Below are 17,446 nucleotides of genomic sequence, written 5' to 3'. Positions count from 1 at the left end.
GACAAGAAAGTTTCTATCCGTGACGAAGCCCCTTTCCCCCCGTGGTCCCCTCCGGGCCCTGCAGGAGGCCGTGCTGCTCGCCGCGCTGGCCTTCGTGCCCTATGTCGCAACGCCCGCCATCGTTCAGGCCCAGGACCTGAACCTGAGCCCTTTTCCGATCGCCGACGGATTGAGCGTTTCGCGTGGACGCATCGACCCGTCCCGTTCCGAGGCCATGGCACTCAGCCCTGAAGACACCTGCACGCTGGTCCGCGAGGCCTGGGGTTGGCCCAATTGCCAAGGCATCGACGGCTTCATCATCGACACCACGTCGTCCACCGATTCCATGATGATCTATGCGCCCGACAGCAACGGCTATGTCACCTTCGACGACTGGACGGACGAGGGCGTGACCGAGCTGATGGCGGCCATCGAGGCGGACCTGCGCCTTGGGGCCGAAGGCCAGTCGGCCAGCCTCGGGTATCCGGTTCTGTTCAAGGGATGGCGCGTGCCGCCGACCCTCGATCGGGAGCGGGCGATCATGTATTATGCGACCGACTGGCAGTTCGACCAGGACCGCACGATCAACGTCTCCGTCACGCAATTCGACCGCAGTGGCTTCATCGAGTTCAACCTGATCCCGATCGACAGCAATATGAGCGAAGAGAAGATGCGCGGGCTCATCATCGACAACCTCGCCCTGTATCAACCCGTGGCCGAGCAGAGCTATGCGTCCTTCGTGACCGGCGACAAGGTTGCCGCCGTCGGCGCCCTTGGCCTTCTGGGCACCTTCTTCGGTGTCAAGTACGGCAAGGCGGCAGGCGGTTTTCTTGTCGCGCTGCTGGCCTTCGGCAAGAAATTCCTGATCTTCGGCATCATGGGCGTCGTGGCCCTTGGCGGGATGTTCAAGCGCATGTTATTGCGCCCCAAGCGCGACCCTGACGTCTGACACGGGACCCGTCGAACACCCGGACATGAAAAGGGCCGCCTCCCGGGGCGGCCCTTCGTCGTTCCGGAGGGGCTGATCAGAAGCCGGCCTTGATCCGCTCGAACACGGTGGCCTGCTTTTCCCGCAGCTGACCGGGCATCGGCAATTGCGCCAGCACGGGGGCCGACACCGGGCCCAGACCGCCGGCCACGCGGCCCGCCTCATCGATCTGCGCGTTGAATGCGGTCAGGTTCGCCTGCCCATAGCCGTTGTCCATCAAAGCCTGCGTCGAACTCGCGTCGAGGAAGGCGTTCAGGTAGTCATAGACCAGGTCTTCGGAGCTTTCGGAGTCCGCCATGTTCACATAGCCACAAACCCACAGCGACGACCCCTCGGCGGCCTCACGCTGGAAGCCGATGGGGAAATTCTCCTCGACCATCGTCGGCAGCGTCTCGTTCCAGGCCCAGCTGACCAGAACCTCGCCCGAGGACAGAAGCTGGCTCAATTCGCCGGGATCGACCCAATAGGTGCGCATGTTCGCATGGGCCTGACGCAGCCAGTCAGCGGCGGCCTCGAACTGGGCATCGTCGACGGTCGACCAATCGGTCACGCCGGTCGCGAGGTAGGCCAGCGCAAAGGCGTCGTCGACGTTGTCGGGAATGGACACCCGGCCCTGATACTTGGGGTTTAGAAACACATTGAGCGAGGCCACGTCTTCGGCGGGCACTTCGTCGGCATTATAGGCGATCGCGGTCGAGCCGTAGTCGGCCGGGATGAAATACGTCTCGCCTTCGGTCAGAACGCTTGTCCCCGTGAGGTCGCTGTTCAGGTCGTCGAAGGCCGCGATGCGCGACGTGTCCCAGGGCTCGATGATGCCGGATTCGACGAACTTGGTGACGGAACCTGCGCAGATGTGGGTCAGCCCGGGCTCGTTATAGCCCGACGACAGCTTCTGAAACGCTTCTTCCTCGTCACCGAAGAACGCGAAATCGGGGCTGGCGCCGTGCTTGGCGACATAGGTCGAATGGAACGCCGGATCCTCGAACCCCGAGTATTCGAACACGGTCAGGGTCTGGGCGGCGGCGGACAGCGGCAGCGCAAAAGCGACGCTCGCCAGAAGGCAGGTGCGGATGGTCATTGGTCTCTCCCGGTTGGACCTTGTTTTATGGGAGCAGACTTAATTGCGTCGGCGGGAATGTCTAGCCGGGTTTCACAGGCCCGCGACGGCTTTGGCGGCGCTGGAACAGATCGAGGATCACCGCCTCCAGCTCGTCCATGATGTGGCGCACTTCGGCGGCATCGCGCGCCATCACCGCTCCGGCGATCCGGCGATAGAGGCGGATGATGACCTCCCGGTCCCGCTCGGGATAGGTGATCATGTTCATCAGGGGCTGCATCGCCTCGACCGCGCCGGCCAGTTGATACGACAGGATCGGATTGTGCGCGGCATCGACCAGCGCGCGGTGGAACGACACATCGGCGGCACAGAATTGCTCATCGTTGCACTTGCTGGCCAGCCGGTTGATCGCGGTCTTCATCGCCCGCAGGTCCGACGCCTCGTGGTGGGTCACTGCCAGGTGGGCGCAGGCCCGCTCCAGCGCGAACCGCGCCTCGACCGCCGTCTGGAAATCGACGGCATTCATCGACAGGAGCAGGGTAGAGGTGGCGACATGCGCCTCCACGGCGGCGGCATAGGTCAGGTTGTTGACGAACGCCCCGCCCGAGTGACCCCGCGCGGTCCGGATCAGGTTCTTGGCCGCCAGCCGCTTCAACGCCTCGCGCACGGTGGCGCGCGAACAGTCGAATTGCGCGGCAAGCTCTGCCTCCGACGGCAACCGGTCACCCGCCATCAGATCGCCGTCGGCGATGCGCGCGGCAAGCCGGTCAGAGATGTCGGTCGACAGGGGTTTGGGCGCGGTTTGATCGGGGGGCATGCAAAATCCAATTGTCTGACATTTAAATGTCTGACATTTGAATACGGGTGAACGGCGACTCGTTCAAGACATCTCGCGGCGGCAAGGGAGGGCTGGCTTGAGGCATCTTTCTCGCATGACCGCGCCGCATTGGCTGGCCCTGTACGGAACGCTTCTGGCGGCATGGACGGCCGTCGTCCTGATGGCGACGCCGACGGGGTGGGGCACCCTGCTCAGGGATCTATGTCTGACTCCTGCGGCAGCGGCGGGACCGGGCGGCGTGCTGGCCATGTGGCTCATCATGTCGTCGGCGATGATGCTGCCCACGGCGCTTCCGGCCTTCGCCACCTATGACGACATCGCGCAGGCCCACGGCACGGGCGGTGGCGGACATCTGATCGCAGGCTATGCGATTGTCTGGGCTGGCTTTTCCGCCCTGGCCATGGTCGCGCAGCTGGCCCTCGGTCGGCTTGCCATCCTGGATGAGCCGCTGCTGGCCGCGGCCCTGCTGATCCTGGCGGGCGGCTATCAATTCTCGCCTCTCAAGGACGCGTGCCTGTCGAAATGCCGGATGCCGCTGACCTTCTTCATGGGCCATTGGAACGACGGCCCGTTCCGCATGGGGTTGCGCCTGGGCGCGACCTGCCTTGGCTGTTGCTGGGCGCTGATGGCGCTGGGCCTGATCGGAGGGGCGATGTCCCTCGGCTTCATGGCGCTGGCCACAGGCTTGATGACGCTGGAAAAATTGTCGCGCGGGGCGCTGGTGCCCCGGGCTATCGGCCTTGCATGCCTTGTCGGCGCAGGCTTTTTGATCGGAGGACCCGCATGACCAAGATCGCTGCCCCTACGGTGTCGAGCCGACACCCGGACGCCAAGCCCCCCGCTGCGGGCACCACGCCCTGGGCCATCAAGGGCGAGCTCATCCTCAACTGCAACTGCACCGTTTTCTGCCCCTGCGTCGTCTCGCTCGGCAAACACGCGCCGACCGAAGGCTATTGCCAGGCCTGGTCCGGCATCCGGATCGACACCGGCTTTTACGGCGACAGCGATCTGTCTGGCCTGAACGTCGGTCTTCTGCTGGAAATTCCGGGGCTTATGGCGCGCGGCAACTGGAAGGCCGCGGCCTTCATCGATGACCGCGCGGATCAGGCCGCCTATTTGGCGCTGATCGAGATCTTCTCGGGGCGGGCCAAGGGAACAACGGGTCTGTTCAAGCTGCTGGTCAGCGAATTCCTGGGCGCCGAGCGCGCCAAGATCACCTATGAGAACGAGGGTAAGACACGCCGCCTGATGGTCGGCAAGAAGATCCAGGGAGAGGTCGTGCCGGTCAAGGGCAAGGACCCCGAGAAGGACATCGTCGCCGTCAACACCGAATACTGGATGGGCAGCGACATCACCGTCGCGACCGCCACCAAGGGCCGCGTGCGCGCCTTTGGCCGGGTCTGGGATTTCGACGGCCGGTCCGCCGAGATCTGCCAGATCGACTGGTCCGGTCCGGAGGTGGCGAAGTGAGTCAAATCATGGGTTTGGAGCGCGATCTTCATATGGTCGGGGTGCTCTAGAATGGTCGCGCTTGCGCCGTCGAACCGGCTGCGCCGGACCTGGTGGTCGGACGCCGTGGAGGCCTGTGGCGTCACCGGCTATACCGTTTACAACAAGACCCTGCTGCCGGTCGTCTTCGACAGCATTTCCGAGGATTGCCGTCATCTGAAATCAGCGGTCCAGCTGTGGGATGTGGCCTGCGAACGCCAGATCCAGATCGAAGGACCGGATGCCGACGCGCTGATGCAACGGCTGACCCCCCGTGACCTGAGCCGGGTCAAGCCGCAGAAATGCGCCTATGTGCCGATCTGCGACGTCAATGGCGGGATGCTGAACGATCCGGTGGCCTTGCAGCCGCGCCCGGGCGTCTGGTGGATTTCGCTGGCCGACAGCGACCTCGCCTATTGGGTCGAAGGGGTCGCCATGGGTGGCGGCTATGCCGTGTCGGTCAGTGAACCGGACGTGCAGATCCTGGGCCTTCAAGGGCCGCTGGCCAACGACCTTGCCGCCGAGGTTTTCGGCGAGGAGACGCGGGACATTCCGTTCTTCGGTTTCAAATGGCTGCCATTTGGATCGGGCGAGGTTCTGGTGGCCCGGTCCGGCTATTCCAAGCAGGGCGGATTCGAGATCTACGTGACGGATCAGGCGCTGGCCATGCCGCTCTGGGATCACCTGATGGACAAAGGGCAGCCATTTGACATCCGGGCGGGCTGTCCCAATGCCATCGAGCGGATCGAGGGCGGAATGTTGAGCTATGGCAACGACATGACCCGCCAGGACACGCCGTTCGAGGCGGGCCTCGGGCGCTATGTCCAGCGGTTCGACTGCCTTGGCGGTGCGGCCCTTCGCGCGCATCAGGCCCGTCGGCAGATCGTGCCCATCCAACTGGACTCGGCGCCACCCACATGCGACCGGGAATGGTCGTTGATGTCCGGCAATCAGCGTGTCGGACGGGTCCGTTCGGCCGCCTGGTCGGACGAGTTTCAATGCGGCGTGGCGATCGGAATGGTCGACATGTCCTGCGCGGCAGGCGACCGGCTGGTCTGCGTGACGCAGGCCGGCGAGATTGCAGCCGAGATCAAGGAAAGGTTCTGGAGATGAGCGAAACGTTCAAGGCACTTGTGGTCGACAAGGACGACAATGGCACGCAGGCGACGGTCAAGGACCTGACATTGGCCGACCTGCCCGAGGGCGAGGTTACGGTCGCAGTCGAATATTCCTGCGTGAACTACAAGGACGGGTTGTGCATCGGACCGGGTGGCGGGCTGGTGCGCAACTATCCCCATGTGCCGGGCATCGATTTCGCGGGGACGGTCGAGGCGTCGTCCGACGACCGCTACAAGCCAGGCGACAAGGTCGTCCTGACTGGCTGGCGTGTGGGCGAGGCGCATTGGGGCGGCTATTCGCAAAAGGCCCGCGTCAAGGCCGACTGGCTGGTGCCGCTTCCGGACGGCCTGACCACGCGGCAGGCGATGGCCGTCGGCACGGCGGGGTTCACGTCGATGCTGGCCGTGCAGGCGCTTGAGGATCATGGGATCAAATCCGGCCCCGTCCTGGTCACCGGGGCCGCCGGTGGCGTGGGGTCGGTCGCCGTCGCCCTGCTGGCCGCCATGGGGCACGAGGTTGCCGCCGTCACGGGGCGGCCGGAGCAGGCCGATTACCTGACGGGTCTTGGCGCCACGCAGATCGTCGCCCGCGAAGACCTGGCCGAGACCGTCAAACGCCCGCTCGAGGGCGAGACCTGGGGCGGCTGCGTCGATGCCGTGGGCGGCGCGATGCTGGCCCGCGTTCTGGGCCAGATGCAATACGGTGCCTCGGTCTCGGCCGTGGGTCTGGCCGGGGGGGCGGGTCTGCCCGCGACGGTCATCCCGTTCCTGCTGCGCGGTGTGAACCTTCTGGGGATCGACAGCGTGATGCAGCCCTATGACAACCGCGTCCGGGCCTGGGCGCGGCTGGCCGAACTGCTGCCGATGGACAAGCTGGAGGCGATGGTCGTACCCGCGACACTGGGCGATCTGCCCAAGCTCGGGGCCGACATCCTCAAGGGTCAGGTCCGGGGCCGCGTCGTGGTCGACGTCAACGCCTGAGCCGTCGCGGCGCGCGGGGCAGGTCTCTGCGCGCCGACACCGCGCCTGACGTCCGCTGGTCCGACGTGCCAAAGGGGGTGGGCGTCGCCTGACCCTGTGCTAGGTTCCTGCCCGGATTGAGCGCCGGAGGATATGTGGCACCGATACTTTACTGGATGCGCCGGGACTTGCGGCTGACCGACAACCCCGCCCTGTGCTGGGCCGTGGATCAGGGGCGACCCGTGATTCCGGTATTCATTCTGGACGAGGTCGTGGAAACTTGGGGGGCCGCGCCGAAGTGGCGTCTGGGCCTCGGCCTCGGGTCCATCGGCGAGAGCCTGGCCGCCGTGGGGTCAACCCTGATCCTACGGCGTGGCAAGGCGCTGGACGTGCTGCGCGAGCTGGTGGACGAGACGGGGGCCGAGACGGTCGTCTGGAACCGCCTTTACGTCGAGGACGAGCGGCTGCGCGACACGAGCGTCAAGGAGCACCTGCGGGACGCGGGGCTGGAGGCGAAGTCGTTTCAGGCCCATGTCCTCTTCGAACCCTGGACGGTCGTGACGGGGACGGGCGGCTACTACAAGGTCTACACGCCGTTCTGGAAATCCGTGCGGGACCGCGATGTGGGCCCCGCGCTGACCGCGCCGTCCTCTGTCGCCGCCCCGGATGCCTGGCCCGGCAGCGATGCGCTGGATGACTGGGACCTGTCGCAGGCGATGCGGCGCGGGGCGGAGGTCGTGGCCGACCATGTCCACGTCGGCGAACAGGCGGCGCAATCCCGTCTGGGGGCGTTCATCGCGCACCGGATCGCGGATTATGACAGCGCGCGCGACATGCTGGCCGAAGACGGCACCTCGGGCCTGAGCGAAAACCTGACCTATGGCGAGATTTCGGCGCGCAGCTGCTGGCACGCGGGGCGGCGCGCGATGGAAGACGGCAAGGCCGGGGCCGAGACCTTCCTCAAGGAGCTGGTCTGGCGCGATTTCGCGCATCATCTGGCCTATCACACACCGCACCTGATCCGCGAAAACTGGAAATCGGACTGGGACGCCTTTCCGTGGAAGGGCGACAACGATCTGGCCGAGGCCTGGCGTCGGGGGCGCACGGGCATCGATGTGGTCGATGCCGCCATGCGGGAGCTTTACGTCACCGGCCGGATGCACAACCGCGCGCGGATGCTGGTCGCGTCCTATCTGACCAAGCACCTGATGACGCATTGGAAGGTCGGGGCAGACTGGTTCGCGGATACGCTGGTCGACTGGGACCCCGCGTCGAATGCCATGGGCTGGCAATGGGCGGCGGGATCCGGCCCGGATGCGTCGCCGTTCTTCCGGATCTTCAACCCGGACACGCAGGCGGCCAAATTCGACCCCGATGCTGCCTATCGCAAGCGGTGGAAACGGGATCGGAGTTTCTATGCGGCGATCCCGCGGAGTTGGGACATGGCGCCCGATGATCGCCCGGTCTTGCATCCGATCGTCGATCTGGCAGAGGGTCGTCAACGCGCTCTGGACGCCTATGGTCAAAGAAACGCAGAATAAAACTGTTAACGGACTTGCCGCCCGGGGGGGCGGATGGTTCTGTAAGGGCAAGGTGACGGCATGGATGCCGGGGGAAAAATGGACGCAATAACGACGATCTCGGGCCAGAAGAATTTGCCCCGCTATTTCCGGCAGGCCTTCGCCATGGCCGAGGGGGCACAGTCTGGCCGTCTGGATGTCGTGCTGCCCGACGGGCGCAGATTTCGCCACGACGGAATCGAACCCGGCCCGGTGGCCGAGATCATCGTGCACAATACCGACGTCTTCGCCCGGCTCGTGCGCGAGGGCGATGTGGGCTTCATGGAGGCCTATATGGACGGGTCCTGGACGACGCCGGATTTGCAGGCGCTGTTCGACTATATCAACAAGGAAGGCGACGCGCTGATCCAGCAGTTTCCGGGCATGGCCTTCGTGCGTGCCTATGAAAAGATGCGCTTCTGGATGCTGCGCAACACCAAGCAGCAGGCGCGCAAGAACATCTCGGCCCACTACGATCTGGGCAATGATTTCTATGGCCTCTGGCTCGACGACACGATGACCTATTCGGCGGGCATCTTCGAGACCGGACAGGAAAGCCTGGAGGCCGCGCAGATCGCCAAATACAAATCCATCGTCGACCGCATGAACGTGCAACCGGGCGAACATGTTCTGGAAATCGGCTGCGGGTGGGGCGGTTTCGCGGAGTATGCCGCACGCGAACGTGGGTTGCGGGTTACCTGCCTGACGCTGAGCCGGGAGCAGCTCGCCTTCGCGCAGGAGCGAATCGAAAAGCTGGGCCTGTCCGATCAGGTGGAGTTCAAGCTTCAGGACTACCGCGACGAGACCGGCGTCTATGACGGCATCGCCTCGATCGAGATGTTCGAGGCCGTGGGACAACGGTATTGGCCCGTCTATTTCGAGACGTTGCGCGAACGTCTGCGTCCCGGTCGGCAGGCGTCGCTTCAGATCATCACGGTGCCCGACACCCGTTGGGCGGTCTATTCGCGGGGCGTCGACTTCATCCAGAAGTACATCTTTCCGGGTGGCATGTTGCCCGCGCCCATGAAGCTGGCCGAGGAGATGGCGCGCGCGGGCCTCGAGGATCTGGGGTCGATCAGTTTCGCCAAGGGCTATTCCATCACCCTGCGCCGTTGGTTCGACACCTTCAACGCCCGATGGGACGAAGTTGCGGCGCACGGGTTCGATGACCGTTTTCGCAAGATGTGGAACCTTTATTTGACGGGCTGTGCGGGCGCGTTCGAATATGGCATGTGTGATGTCATCCAATTGACGGTCCGGAAACCAGCCTGATGCCTACCCCTTCGAAACTCTTCTCTGCGGTGCTTCTGGCCGCGCTCGCGTGGTTCATTGGCGAATTGATCGTCAGGGAGGTTCTGCCCGAAGGCACGCGCGTCGGTTACCTGCGGGAAGCGTTGGCCTTCCTTGCCTTCTTTGTCGGCTGGATCGTGATCGGCAAGGCCGCCACGGGGCCGACCGGGCGGGGCGAGCGGGTGACGGTTGTCCTGACCGCCGGGATCGGTGCGGCGCTGATCGGGGCTTTGCTGGCGATCCTGCTGCATTCCTTCGGCAAGATGATCCAGATTTCGCTGACCGGTAAATACACCGAGCTTGGCCGGGCCGTGTCCGCCACGCTGTCGTTCATCTGGGATGACGTGCAGATCCTGCTGGTGCCGATCGTGGGCGGCACTTGGTTTCTGGGTGCGGCTGTCATCGGGCTTCTGGCGGGGATCGTCGGGCGCCGGATGCCGTGAGCCGGTACTTTCTGTTCGGAACTTTGCTGTGGGATGCGCTGCGCGCCGATGTGGCGGGCGGGCCGGTGGACTGCGTGCCCGCCAGGCTTGACGGCTGGCAGGTGGAGCGTGCGGCGGCGGGCGACTGGCCCGTGCTGGTGCCGGGGACAGGGGCCGGGGGGCAGCTGACCGACACGCTCGGCTCCGAGGCCAAGGCGCGCCTTGACTGGTACGAGACGGCCTTCGGCTATGTGCCCGAGGCGGTGACCGTGACTGGCCCGGACGGACCCGTCGCGGCACTCGTCTACCGCGAGGCAGAGGGCGGTGGCGGTGCCGGGCTCCCCTGGGATCTGGCCACATGGCAGGCCACACATGGCGCGCGCACGCGTCTGGCCGCCGCCGAAGTCATGCGGGCGCGGGGCAAGGTCACGCCCGCCCAGATCGCCGCGCGGCGCGGTGTCATCCAGGCCCGCGCCCATGCCATCGCCAGCAACCGCACCTATCGCCGCCCCATTACCCAAGGCACCGATACCGGTGCCGATGCGGTGCGGGTCAGCCGGGTCGACTACCCCTACGAAGGGTTTCACCGGGTCGAGGAGTGGCATCTGGACCATCCGCGTTTCGATGGCGGGCGGTCGGGCACCATCCAGCGCGCGATCAGCCATGTGGTCGATGCGGCGACGGTGCTGCCCTATGATCCCGTGCGCGACCGGGTGCTGGTCGTCGATCAGATCCGCGTCGGCGCGCTGGCCAAGGGCGACCCGCTGCCATGGATGATCGAGCCCGTCGCCGGGCTGATCGATGCGGGCGAGACGCCCGAGCAGAGTGCCCTGCGCGAGCTGGAGGAGGAGGCGGGTCTTAAGATCGACGCGCAAGCCCTTGTTTTTGTGGCGCGCTATTATCCTAGCCCCGGCGGTCTGGCGCAGGTTCTGCATTCCTTCGTGGCCCTGTGCGACCTGCCGGATGATGCCGTCGGCCTGCACGGCGTCGCCGATGAGGACGAGGATATTCGCGTCCGCCTGATGCCGCTCGATGATCTGGTTGCCATGGTCGCCACGGGCGAGGCCGCGAATGCGCCGCTGATCGTCTCGGCGCAGTGGCTTGCCCTGCACCGCGCCACCTTGCGTGGTTGAAGCGGGCGCGGCCGAGGTCTAGACGGGTGCCAAAGCTGTGGGAGGCCTTTCACGTGCAAATCCATCAATCCGTCATCGAAGCCATTGGAAACACGCCGCTTATCCGGCTCAACCGGGTGTCCGAGGAAACCGGATGCGAGATCCTGGGCAAGGCGGAATTCATGAACCCCGGCCAGTCGGTCAAGGACCGCGCCGCGCTCTACATCATCCGGGACGCCATCGCCTCGGGCGCGTTGCAACCGGGCGGAACCATCGTCGAGGGGACGGCCGGCAACACCGGGATCGGCCTGTCGCTGGTGGGCACGTCGCTTGGTTTCAAGTCGGTGATCGTCATTCCCGACAGCCAGAGCCAGGAAAAGAAGGACATGCTGCGCCTTGCCGGGGCCACGCTGGTCGAGGTGCCGCCGAAACCCTACCGCGACCCGAACAACTACATCCACTATGCCCGCCGTCTGGCCGCCGAGCTGGCCAAGACCGAACCCAATGGCGCGGTTTTCGCCAACCAGTTCGACAATACCGCCAACCGGCAGGCCCATGTCGAGACGACCGGCCCGGAAATCTGGGCACAGACCGATGGCGCGGTCGACGGCTTCATCTGCGCGGCAGGGTCGGGCGGCACGGTCGCGGGCGTGGCCCAGGCGTTGCAGCCCAAGGGCGTCAAGGTCGGTATCGCCGATCCGATGGGCGCGGCGCTTTATAATTTCTACACCAACGGCGAGTTGAAAGCCGAAGGCGGCTCCATTTCCGAAGGCATCGGGCAGGGGCGCATCACCGCCAATCTGGAGGGGTTTACCCCCGATTTCGCCTGCCAGGTCACCGACGAGGAAGCGCTGCCCATCATCTTCGATCTTCTGGAGTTCGAGGCGCTCTGCATGGGCGGATCGACCGGCGTCAACATCGGCGGCGCCGTCAAGATGGCCCAGGACATGGGGCCGGGGCATACCATCGTGACGATCCTGTGCGACTATGGCTCCCGCTATCAGTCCAAGGTCTGGAACCCTGCGTTCCTGCGGGAAAAGAACCTTCCGGTGCCCCATTGGCTGGCCGAGGCCCCGCGGGAGGTTCCTGAAGTCTTCGAATGATCCGCTTTCTCGCTGCCGTTGTCCTGTTTGTCGGCCTGGCCCTGCCGGGTCTGGCGCAGGAAGGTGTCGCCACAGCCGAATGGAATGACCTGACCGCGCGGGCCGAGGCGGTCCTGTCGCGCGGCGTGGCGTCGCCCGAGGCGTTGTCGCAATTGCGCGCGGACCTCGTCGATTGGCGTCGCCGCTTCGACGAGGCGCAGGGCGTCAACGCCACCCGGATCGAGAACCTGCGCGCCCAGATCGCGGCGCTTGGCCCCGTGCCCGCCGAGGGCGAGATCGAGGCCCCCGAAACGGTGCAGCAACGCGCCGAGCTTGCCGCCCGGCTGGAGGAATTGCTGGTCCCCGTGCGCGAGGCGCAGACCGCCTTCACCCGCGCCAACGGCCTCATTTCCGAGACGGACCGCCTGATCGAGGCGGACCGGGCGGCGCAACTTCTGTCCCGCTCGCCGCTGCCCCTGAACCCGGTGGTCTGGCCCGGGGCCATCGCCGCGCTCGGCGGGTGGTTCGGCGCCTTGGGCACCGAACTCTACGCACCCTTCGCCACCCCCACGGCGCGCGCCCTCTGGCAAGGGCGGGGCGTGGAAATCGGCGCGTTGGTCTTCATCGCGATCCTGCTGATGTGGCGGTCGGGTATCTGGCTTGGCCGCCTGCGCGACCGTCTGGCCACCCGCGAGGCCGACAGCCCGCCGACACGGGTCGTCCTACTGCTGATCTCGGTCGGACGGCTGGTGTTGCCGGTCGTGGGCCTCGTCATCCTGTCTTACCTGATCCATCTTTTCGGGGCTGATGGATTGCGCGCACAGGCCGTGGCCGACGCGCTTCCGGTCTTCGGGTTCACGGTACTGGCGGCCCGTTGGCTCGGGCTTCAGGCCCTTCCCAAGCGCGAGGGGGCGCAGGCCTTCCTGCCCGTGACACCGGAACGGCGGGGCAGCGCGCGGCTTCAGGTTCTCACCCTCGGGCTTGGTCTTGCCCTGACGATCGCGGTCGAGACGATTGCGATGACCGGCGGCGACATGGCGGCGGCCCGGGGATTGGCCCATGTGCTTCTCTTGGTGTTCGCGGGTCTCGCGATGCTGCGTCTGGGCCAGATATTCCTGTCAGAAGGCCGCGCCGCCCGCGAGGAAGAGGGCGGCGACGGCTTCTGGGCGCAGGTTCTGCGCCTTTTGGGGCGCGGTCTGATCCTGGTGGCCTTTGTTGCTCCGTTGGTCGCCGCCGTTGGATATGTGAACCTGGGCCTCGCGATCTTCTGGCCCTCGGTTGTCAGCCTGGGGCTGATCGCCTTGATCGGCGTGGTGCAGGGGCTGGTGTTCGACCTCTATGCGACGGCCACGCGTCGCGCGGACGCCGGGCGCGATGCCTTGACGCCCACCCTTGTGGGTTTCGGCCTGGCGCTGGCGGCGCTGCCGCTCTTTGCGCTGATCTGGGGGGTGCGGCCGTCGACACTGGGCGAGTGGTGGTCGACCTTCCTGCGCGGGTTCCAGGTCGGCGGGGCACAGGTGTCGCCGTCCAACTTCCTGACCTTCGTGATCGTCTTCGTCCTGGGTTACATGGCCGTCCGCCTGCTCAAGGGGGTGCTGCGGACCAACGTCCTCCCCAAGACCAAGCTCGACACCGGGGGGACAAACGCGATCCTGTCGGGGACCAGCTATGTCGGGATCACCATCGCCGCGCTGGCCGCGATCACCGCCGCCGGCATCGACCTGAGCGGTCTGGCCATCGTGGCGGGTGCCCTGTCGGTCGGCATCGGTTTCGGACTTCAAACCATCGTGCAGAACTTCGTCTCGGGGATCATCCTGCTGATCGAACGGCCGATCAAGCTGGGCGACTGGATCAACGTGGGCGGGATCGAGGGTTTCGTGCGCCAGATCTCCGTCCGCTCCACCAGGATCGAGACCTTCGATCGGCAGGACGTGATCGTGCCGAACGCCGATTTGATCGCGGGCGTGGTGACAAACTACACGCTCAGCAATTCGTCGGGGCGGGTCGTGCTGACCGTGGGTGTGGCTTACGGGACCGATACCCGGCGGGTGCAGAAGATTCTGGAAGAGGTCGCCCAACTGCATCCCATGGTCATTCTGAACCCGCCGCCGACGATCACCTTCGATGGCTTCGGGGCGGACAGCCTGAATTTCACGATCCGGGTCGTCATCCGGGACATCCTCTTCAAACCCATCGTCTCCTCCGAGATCTACCATCTGATCGCGGAACGCTTCCGGGACGAGGGGCTGGAGATTCCCTTTGCGCAGCGCGACCTCTGGCTCCGCAACCCCGAGGCGTTGCAGCCCAAGTCGGCGGAGGCCCCATGACAGAACCCCTGTTCCGAACGGACGCCTATCTCAAATCCGCCCCGGCCCGCGTGACGGCGCATACCGCCGAAGGCGGGCTGATCCTGGATCGCTCCATCTTCTATGCGCAGGGCGGCGGGCAACCGGGCGACAGCGGTCGGCTGACCTGGGACGGCGGCGTCTGGGACGTGGCGAATGCGGTCAAGGGCGACGGCGAGGCCATCATCCTGTTGCCGGTGACGACGGGTCCCTTGCCGCCCGTGGGCGCAGAGGTCGAGATGCGCCTCGACTGGGACCGGCGCTATCGGCACATGCGGATGCACACGGCGCTGCACCTTCTGTCTGTGGTGGTGCCCCTGCCGGTGACCGGCGGCCAGATCGGGGCCGACAAGTCCCGCCTCGACTTCGACATGCCGGAAGTCATTCACGAGCGGGAGTTCATTCAGGCCCGGATGGGACAGCTGATTTCGGCCGACCATCCGGTGACCGACGACTGGATCACCGAGGCCGCGCTCGACGCAAACCCCGGTCTGGTCAAGACCCTGTCGGTCCAGCCGCCGCGCGGGGCAGGGCACATCCGTCTGGTGCGGATCGGCACCGAGTCGTCGCTCGTCGATCTGCAACCCTGCGGCGGCACTCATGTGGCGCGCACGGGCGAAATCGGTGACGTCCGCGTCGGCAAGATCGAGAACAAGGGCCGCGCCAACCGCCGGATCTCCCTGACGCTCGCGCCCTGATCCGACATTTTGCCCGGGCGAAAATGCGACCCCGTCACAGGCGGCAGATCGTGGTGGAGAACCGGTCACAGAACGCACGCCCATTGGCCGCAACACATCGGAACCACTGGATTTCGCGAATTTTCTGGCTTAAATCCGAAGCAAGCAAGGAAACGTCGCCATGAAATTCGCAATCGCTTCGGACCGCCGCACAGCTGCCGATGCAGTTTACGACAGCCTCTACGAGCAGATTGTCTCGCTCGACCTCATGCCGGGTGAAAAGATGTCCGAGGCGGATGTGGCGGACAGGTTCGGCGTATCCCGCCAACCGGTGCGCGACGCCTTCAATCGCCTCGGCAATCTAAACCTTCTGCTGATCCAGCCGCAGCGCGCGACCGTTGTCCGCAATTTCTCGATCGCGGCCATCCAATCGGCGCGCTTCATCCGGCTGGCCGTCGAGTTGGAGGTATTTCGGGTCGCGGCGCAGAACTGGACGCCGGACCTGGCCCCGGAATTCGACCGTATGCTTGATGAACAGCAGGCCTGTGCCGACGCGGGCGACGGGCGCCGGTTCCACATGCTCGACGCCAATTTCCACGAGCGGATCGCCGAGGTCGCGCAGGCGCCGTTCGCCTATGACCTGATCCGCGAGAAGAAGGCGCAGGTCGACCGGATCTGCGTCCTCAGTCTGAAGGGTCCGCATGAGATGGTGGAGCTCGTCGCCGATCACCGCGCTATCGTCGACGCCCTGTCGCGCCACGATGCCGCGGACGCCGAGGCCGCGCTGCGCCTTCACCTGTCGCGGATCGACAGAACCATCGCTGCGATCCGGCGGGATCACGCGGAATACTTTGACGATTGAAGCGGCTCGAAATATCTTCAAAACACTACTGGCGCCCGTCAACTGATATGCTAGTATTCGAAGCGTAAGGCCGAAGGGAGAAGCAGTCGGCCTCATGTCCGGCGCGCCATTTCTGGTCGTCGATAGATCCTCGGGAGGGACCACATGAAATTCACACGTATCGCCTGCGCAGCCGCCATCGTTGCCGCTGCTCCGTTTGTTGCAACCGCCCAGGACTGGCGCGGCTGGAACATCCATCCGGAAGGCTATCCAAACAGCGTCGCGCTGGATCAGTTCGTCGAAACGGTGAACGCCGAGACGGACCTGAACCTTCAGGTGTTCCACGGCGGCGTGCTCGGCTCGCAGCCCGACGCCATCGAGCAGGTGCGCAATAACGCGCTGGAGTTCGGTCAGTTCAACATGGGCCCGATGGGTCCGATCATCCCCACGACCAACGTGCTGTCGCTGCCCTTCATCTTCTCCAGCGTCGATCACATGCACAAGGCCATGGACGGCGACGTCGGCGAGATCTTTGCCGAAGCAATGGAAGCCGAAGGTCTGGTGCCGCTCGCATGGTACGACAGCGGCTCGCGCAGCTTCTACAACTCAAAGCGCCCGATCGTGACGCCTGCGGACGTCGAAGGTCTCAAGCTGCGGGTCATGAACAACGACCTCTTCGTCGACATGGTGGCCCAGTTGGGCGGTAACGCGACGCCGATGGCGTTCGGCGAAGTCTACCAGTCGCTCAAGACCGGCGTCATCGACGGGGCCGAGAACAACTATCCGTCCTACGAGTCCACCGGCCACTTCGAGGTCGCGGGCTTCTACTCGATCACCGACCACCTGATCATCCCCGAGTGCCTCTGCGTTTCGACCGAATCGTGGAACGCCCTGGACGATGACACCAAGGCCAAGGTGATGGCGGCCGCCCGCGCCTCTGCCGTAACGCAGCGCGAGCTTTGGGCCGCCCGCGAGCAGGAGAGCCTGGACAAGGTCCGTGCCGCAGGCGCGCAGGTCAACGAAGTCGAGAACAAGGTCGCCTTCCAAGAGCGCATGGCCCCGGTCTACGAAAGCTTCCTGGCCGCCAACCCCGACCTCGGCGTCGTGATCGAAGCGATCCAGGCCGTCAACTGAACCGCGCCACAGGCGTAACTGCGGGGGGCCATGTCGGCCCCCCGAACCATGGGGCGGGACAATGACACCAGAACCGGGGCGGCTCGACCGTCTTCTCGATGCCGTGGCCTCGGCTGTGATGGCCCTGGCGGGCGCGATGATGGTCGTGCTGATCCTGATCTTCAGCTGGCTGGTCTATGGCCGCTATGTCCTGAACGCGACGCCGACCTGGGTCGAGCAGGTCTCGCTCCTGCTGGTCGTCTGGATCGCCTTTCTGGGCGCCGCCGTCGGCATCCGCCGCCAGAGCCACCTTGCCGTCGACTTCATCCGCGACGCCTTGCCCGCACCGCTGCGCATGGCCTGCGTGGTCTTCACCATCGTGACGCTCGGCCTGTTCGGGGCCATCATGGCCTGGCAGGGCTATGTCATGTGGGAGCGGACGGTCCAGCGCGAGATCCCGCTTCTGGGCATCTCCGAAGGCTGGCGCGCCATTCCCGTCAGCCTGAGCGGTGTCCTGACCGCAGTCTTCTGCCTCGACGAATTGCGCCGACTTCTGACTGGCCGGAAAGGCGTCTGA

The 17,446-nt window shown here is 65.3% G+C and carries 17 protein-coding genes; 15 read left to right on the top strand and 2 right to left on the bottom strand.

The genetic code is table 11. The features are described from left to right. Positions 1-19: 19 nt before the first annotated feature. Positions 20-928 carry a DUF2167 domain-containing protein gene (locus tag BM002_RS02505; protein WP_139212219.1) on the top strand — a complete coding sequence of 303 codons (909 nt, stop codon included), beginning with the start codon at positions 20-22 and terminating at the stop codon, positions 926-928. Positions 929-1,004: 76 nt separating this feature from the next. On the opposite strand, the gene BM002_RS02500 is transcribed toward BM002_RS02505, so the two are convergent. After that, the gene (locus tag BM002_RS02500; protein WP_092776976.1) at positions 1,005-2,045 is read right to left on the bottom strand and encodes an ABC transporter substrate-binding protein; all 1,041 of its coding nucleotides are present in this window, start codon (positions 2,043-2,045) and stop codon (positions 1,005-1,007) included. 61 nt (positions 2,046-2,106) lie between these two features. Further along, positions 2,107-2,841: a FadR/GntR family transcriptional regulator gene (locus BM002_RS02495; protein WP_092776974.1), complete on the bottom strand. Its 735-nt coding sequence runs from the start codon at positions 2,839-2,841 to the stop codon at positions 2,107-2,109. A 97-nt stretch (positions 2,842-2,938) separates the two neighbouring features. Here BM002_RS02495 and BM002_RS02490 point away from each other — a divergent pair, with 97 nt between their 5' ends. The 14 genes from BM002_RS02490 (at position 2,939) to BM002_RS02425 (ending at position 17,446) form a co-directional block, all read left to right on the top strand. Further along, positions 2,939-3,649, top strand: coding sequence for a DUF2182 domain-containing protein (locus BM002_RS02490; RefSeq protein WP_245749104.1), 711 nt, complete (start codon positions 2,939-2,941; stop codon positions 3,647-3,649). Further along, entirely contained in the window at positions 3,646-4,332 is a 687-nt protein-coding gene (locus tag BM002_RS02485; RefSeq protein WP_092776970.1) for a DUF1326 domain-containing protein, read from the top strand. The genes BM002_RS02490 and BM002_RS02485 overlap by 4 nt, the downstream gene beginning before the upstream one ends. 51 nt (positions 4,333-4,383) lie before the next feature. After that, positions 4,384-5,463, top strand: coding sequence for a dimethylsulfoniopropionate demethylase (locus BM002_RS02480; protein ID WP_092776968.1), 1,080 nt, complete (start codon positions 4,384-4,386; stop codon positions 5,461-5,463). Continuing rightward, complete coding sequence (gene acuI, locus BM002_RS02475) at positions 5,460-6,449, top strand: acryloyl-CoA reductase (RefSeq protein ID WP_092776967.1); 990 nt, start codon at positions 5,460-5,462, stop codon at positions 6,447-6,449. The genes BM002_RS02480 and acuI overlap by 4 nt, the downstream gene beginning before the upstream one ends. Before the next feature lie 155 nt (positions 6,450-6,604). After that, on the top strand, positions 6,605-7,969 hold the full coding sequence (locus BM002_RS02470; protein WP_092776965.1) for a cryptochrome/photolyase family protein: 1,365 nt from the start codon (positions 6,605-6,607) through the stop codon (positions 7,967-7,969). Positions 7,970-8,047: 78 nt separating this feature from the next. Further along, complete coding sequence (locus BM002_RS02465; protein ID WP_092778674.1) at positions 8,048-9,259, top strand: SAM-dependent methyltransferase; 1,212 nt, start codon at positions 8,048-8,050, stop codon at positions 9,257-9,259. Then, positions 9,259-9,720 carry a TrgA family protein gene (locus BM002_RS02460; protein ID WP_139212217.1) on the top strand — a complete coding sequence of 154 codons (462 nt, stop codon included), beginning with the start codon at positions 9,259-9,261 and terminating at the stop codon, positions 9,718-9,720. Before BM002_RS02465 ends, BM002_RS02460 begins: the two co-directional genes overlap by 1 nt. Continuing rightward, complete coding sequence (locus tag BM002_RS02455) at positions 9,717-10,832, top strand: NUDIX domain-containing protein (RefSeq protein WP_139212215.1); 1,116 nt, start codon at positions 9,717-9,719, stop codon at positions 10,830-10,832. The genes BM002_RS02460 and BM002_RS02455 overlap by 4 nt, the downstream gene beginning before the upstream one ends. A gap of 53 nt (positions 10,833-10,885) precedes the next feature. Then, positions 10,886-11,914: a cysteine synthase A gene (locus BM002_RS02450; protein WP_092778672.1), complete on the top strand. Its 1,029-nt coding sequence runs from the start codon at positions 10,886-10,888 to the stop codon at positions 11,912-11,914. After that, positions 11,911-14,220 carry a DUF3772 domain-containing protein gene (locus BM002_RS02445; RefSeq protein WP_092776959.1) on the top strand — a complete coding sequence of 770 codons (2,310 nt, stop codon included), beginning with the start codon at positions 11,911-11,913 and terminating at the stop codon, positions 14,218-14,220. Before BM002_RS02450 ends, BM002_RS02445 begins: the two co-directional genes overlap by 4 nt. Beyond that, positions 14,217-14,936, top strand: a complete 720-nt coding sequence (locus BM002_RS02440) for an alanyl-tRNA editing protein (RefSeq protein WP_092776957.1) — start codon at positions 14,217-14,219, stop codon at positions 14,934-14,936. The genes BM002_RS02445 and BM002_RS02440 overlap by 4 nt, the downstream gene beginning before the upstream one ends. 160 nt (positions 14,937-15,096) lie before the next feature. Continuing rightward, positions 15,097-15,777 (top strand): GntR family transcriptional regulator, encoded by a 681-nt coding sequence (locus tag BM002_RS02435; protein ID WP_092776955.1) that lies wholly within the window; start codon positions 15,097-15,099, stop codon positions 15,775-15,777. A gap of 144 nt (positions 15,778-15,921) precedes the next feature. Next, positions 15,922-16,890: a TRAP transporter substrate-binding protein gene (locus BM002_RS02430; RefSeq protein ID WP_092776953.1), complete on the top strand. Its 969-nt coding sequence runs from the start codon at positions 15,922-15,924 to the stop codon at positions 16,888-16,890. A gap of 61 nt (positions 16,891-16,951) precedes the next feature. Beyond that, complete coding sequence (locus BM002_RS02425) at positions 16,952-17,446, top strand: TRAP transporter small permease (protein WP_092776951.1); 495 nt, start codon at positions 16,952-16,954, stop codon at positions 17,444-17,446.

This window comes from Jannaschia pohangensis (genome assembly GCF_900113875.1).
Taxonomy (GTDB): domain Bacteria; phylum Pseudomonadota; class Alphaproteobacteria; order Rhodobacterales; family Rhodobacteraceae; genus Jannaschia; species Jannaschia pohangensis.
Note: the sequence above shows the minus strand (reverse complement) of the source record. Positions and strands in the feature narration are given on the sequence as shown.

What these genes read in the sequence shown, in the direction of transcription:
- BM002_RS02485 (WP_092776970.1), top strand. Translation starts at nt 3,646, where the DNA reads ATGACCAAGATCGCTGCCCCTACGGTGTCGAGCCGACACCCGGACGCC.
- acuI (WP_092776967.1), top strand. Translation starts at nt 5,460, where the DNA reads ATGAGCGAAACGTTCAAGGCACTTGTGGTCGACAAGGACGACAATGGC.
- BM002_RS02465 (WP_092778674.1), top strand. Translation starts at nt 8,048, where the DNA reads ATGGACGCAATAACGACGATCTCGGGCCAGAAGAATTTGCCCCGCTAT.
- BM002_RS02430 (WP_092776953.1), top strand. Translation starts at nt 15,922, where the DNA reads ATGAAATTCACACGTATCGCCTGCGCAGCCGCCATCGTTGCCGCTGCT.
- BM002_RS02440 (WP_092776957.1), top strand. Translation starts at nt 14,217, where the DNA reads ATGACAGAACCCCTGTTCCGAACGGACGCCTATCTCAAATCCGCCCCG.
- BM002_RS02445 (WP_092776959.1), top strand. Translation starts at nt 11,911, where the DNA reads ATGATCCGCTTTCTCGCTGCCGTTGTCCTGTTTGTCGGCCTGGCCCTG.
- BM002_RS02500 (WP_092776976.1), bottom strand. Translation starts at nt 2,045, where the DNA reads ATGACCATCCGCACCTGCCTTCTGGCGAGCGTCGCTTTTGCGCTGCCG.
- BM002_RS02460 (WP_139212217.1), top strand. Translation starts at nt 9,259, where the DNA reads ATGCCTACCCCTTCGAAACTCTTCTCTGCGGTGCTTCTGGCCGCGCTC.
- BM002_RS02425 (WP_092776951.1), top strand. Translation starts at nt 16,952, where the DNA reads ATGACACCAGAACCGGGGCGGCTCGACCGTCTTCTCGATGCCGTGGCC.
- BM002_RS02495 (WP_092776974.1), bottom strand. Translation starts at nt 2,841, where the DNA reads ATGCCCCCCGATCAAACCGCGCCCAAACCCCTGTCGACCGACATCTCT.
- BM002_RS02470 (WP_092776965.1), top strand. Translation starts at nt 6,605, where the DNA reads ATGCGCCGGGACTTGCGGCTGACCGACAACCCCGCCCTGTGCTGGGCC.
- BM002_RS02435 (WP_092776955.1), top strand. Translation starts at nt 15,097, where the DNA reads ATGAAATTCGCAATCGCTTCGGACCGCCGCACAGCTGCCGATGCAGTT.
- BM002_RS02480 (WP_092776968.1), top strand. Translation starts at nt 4,384, where the DNA reads ATGGTCGCGCTTGCGCCGTCGAACCGGCTGCGCCGGACCTGGTGGTCG.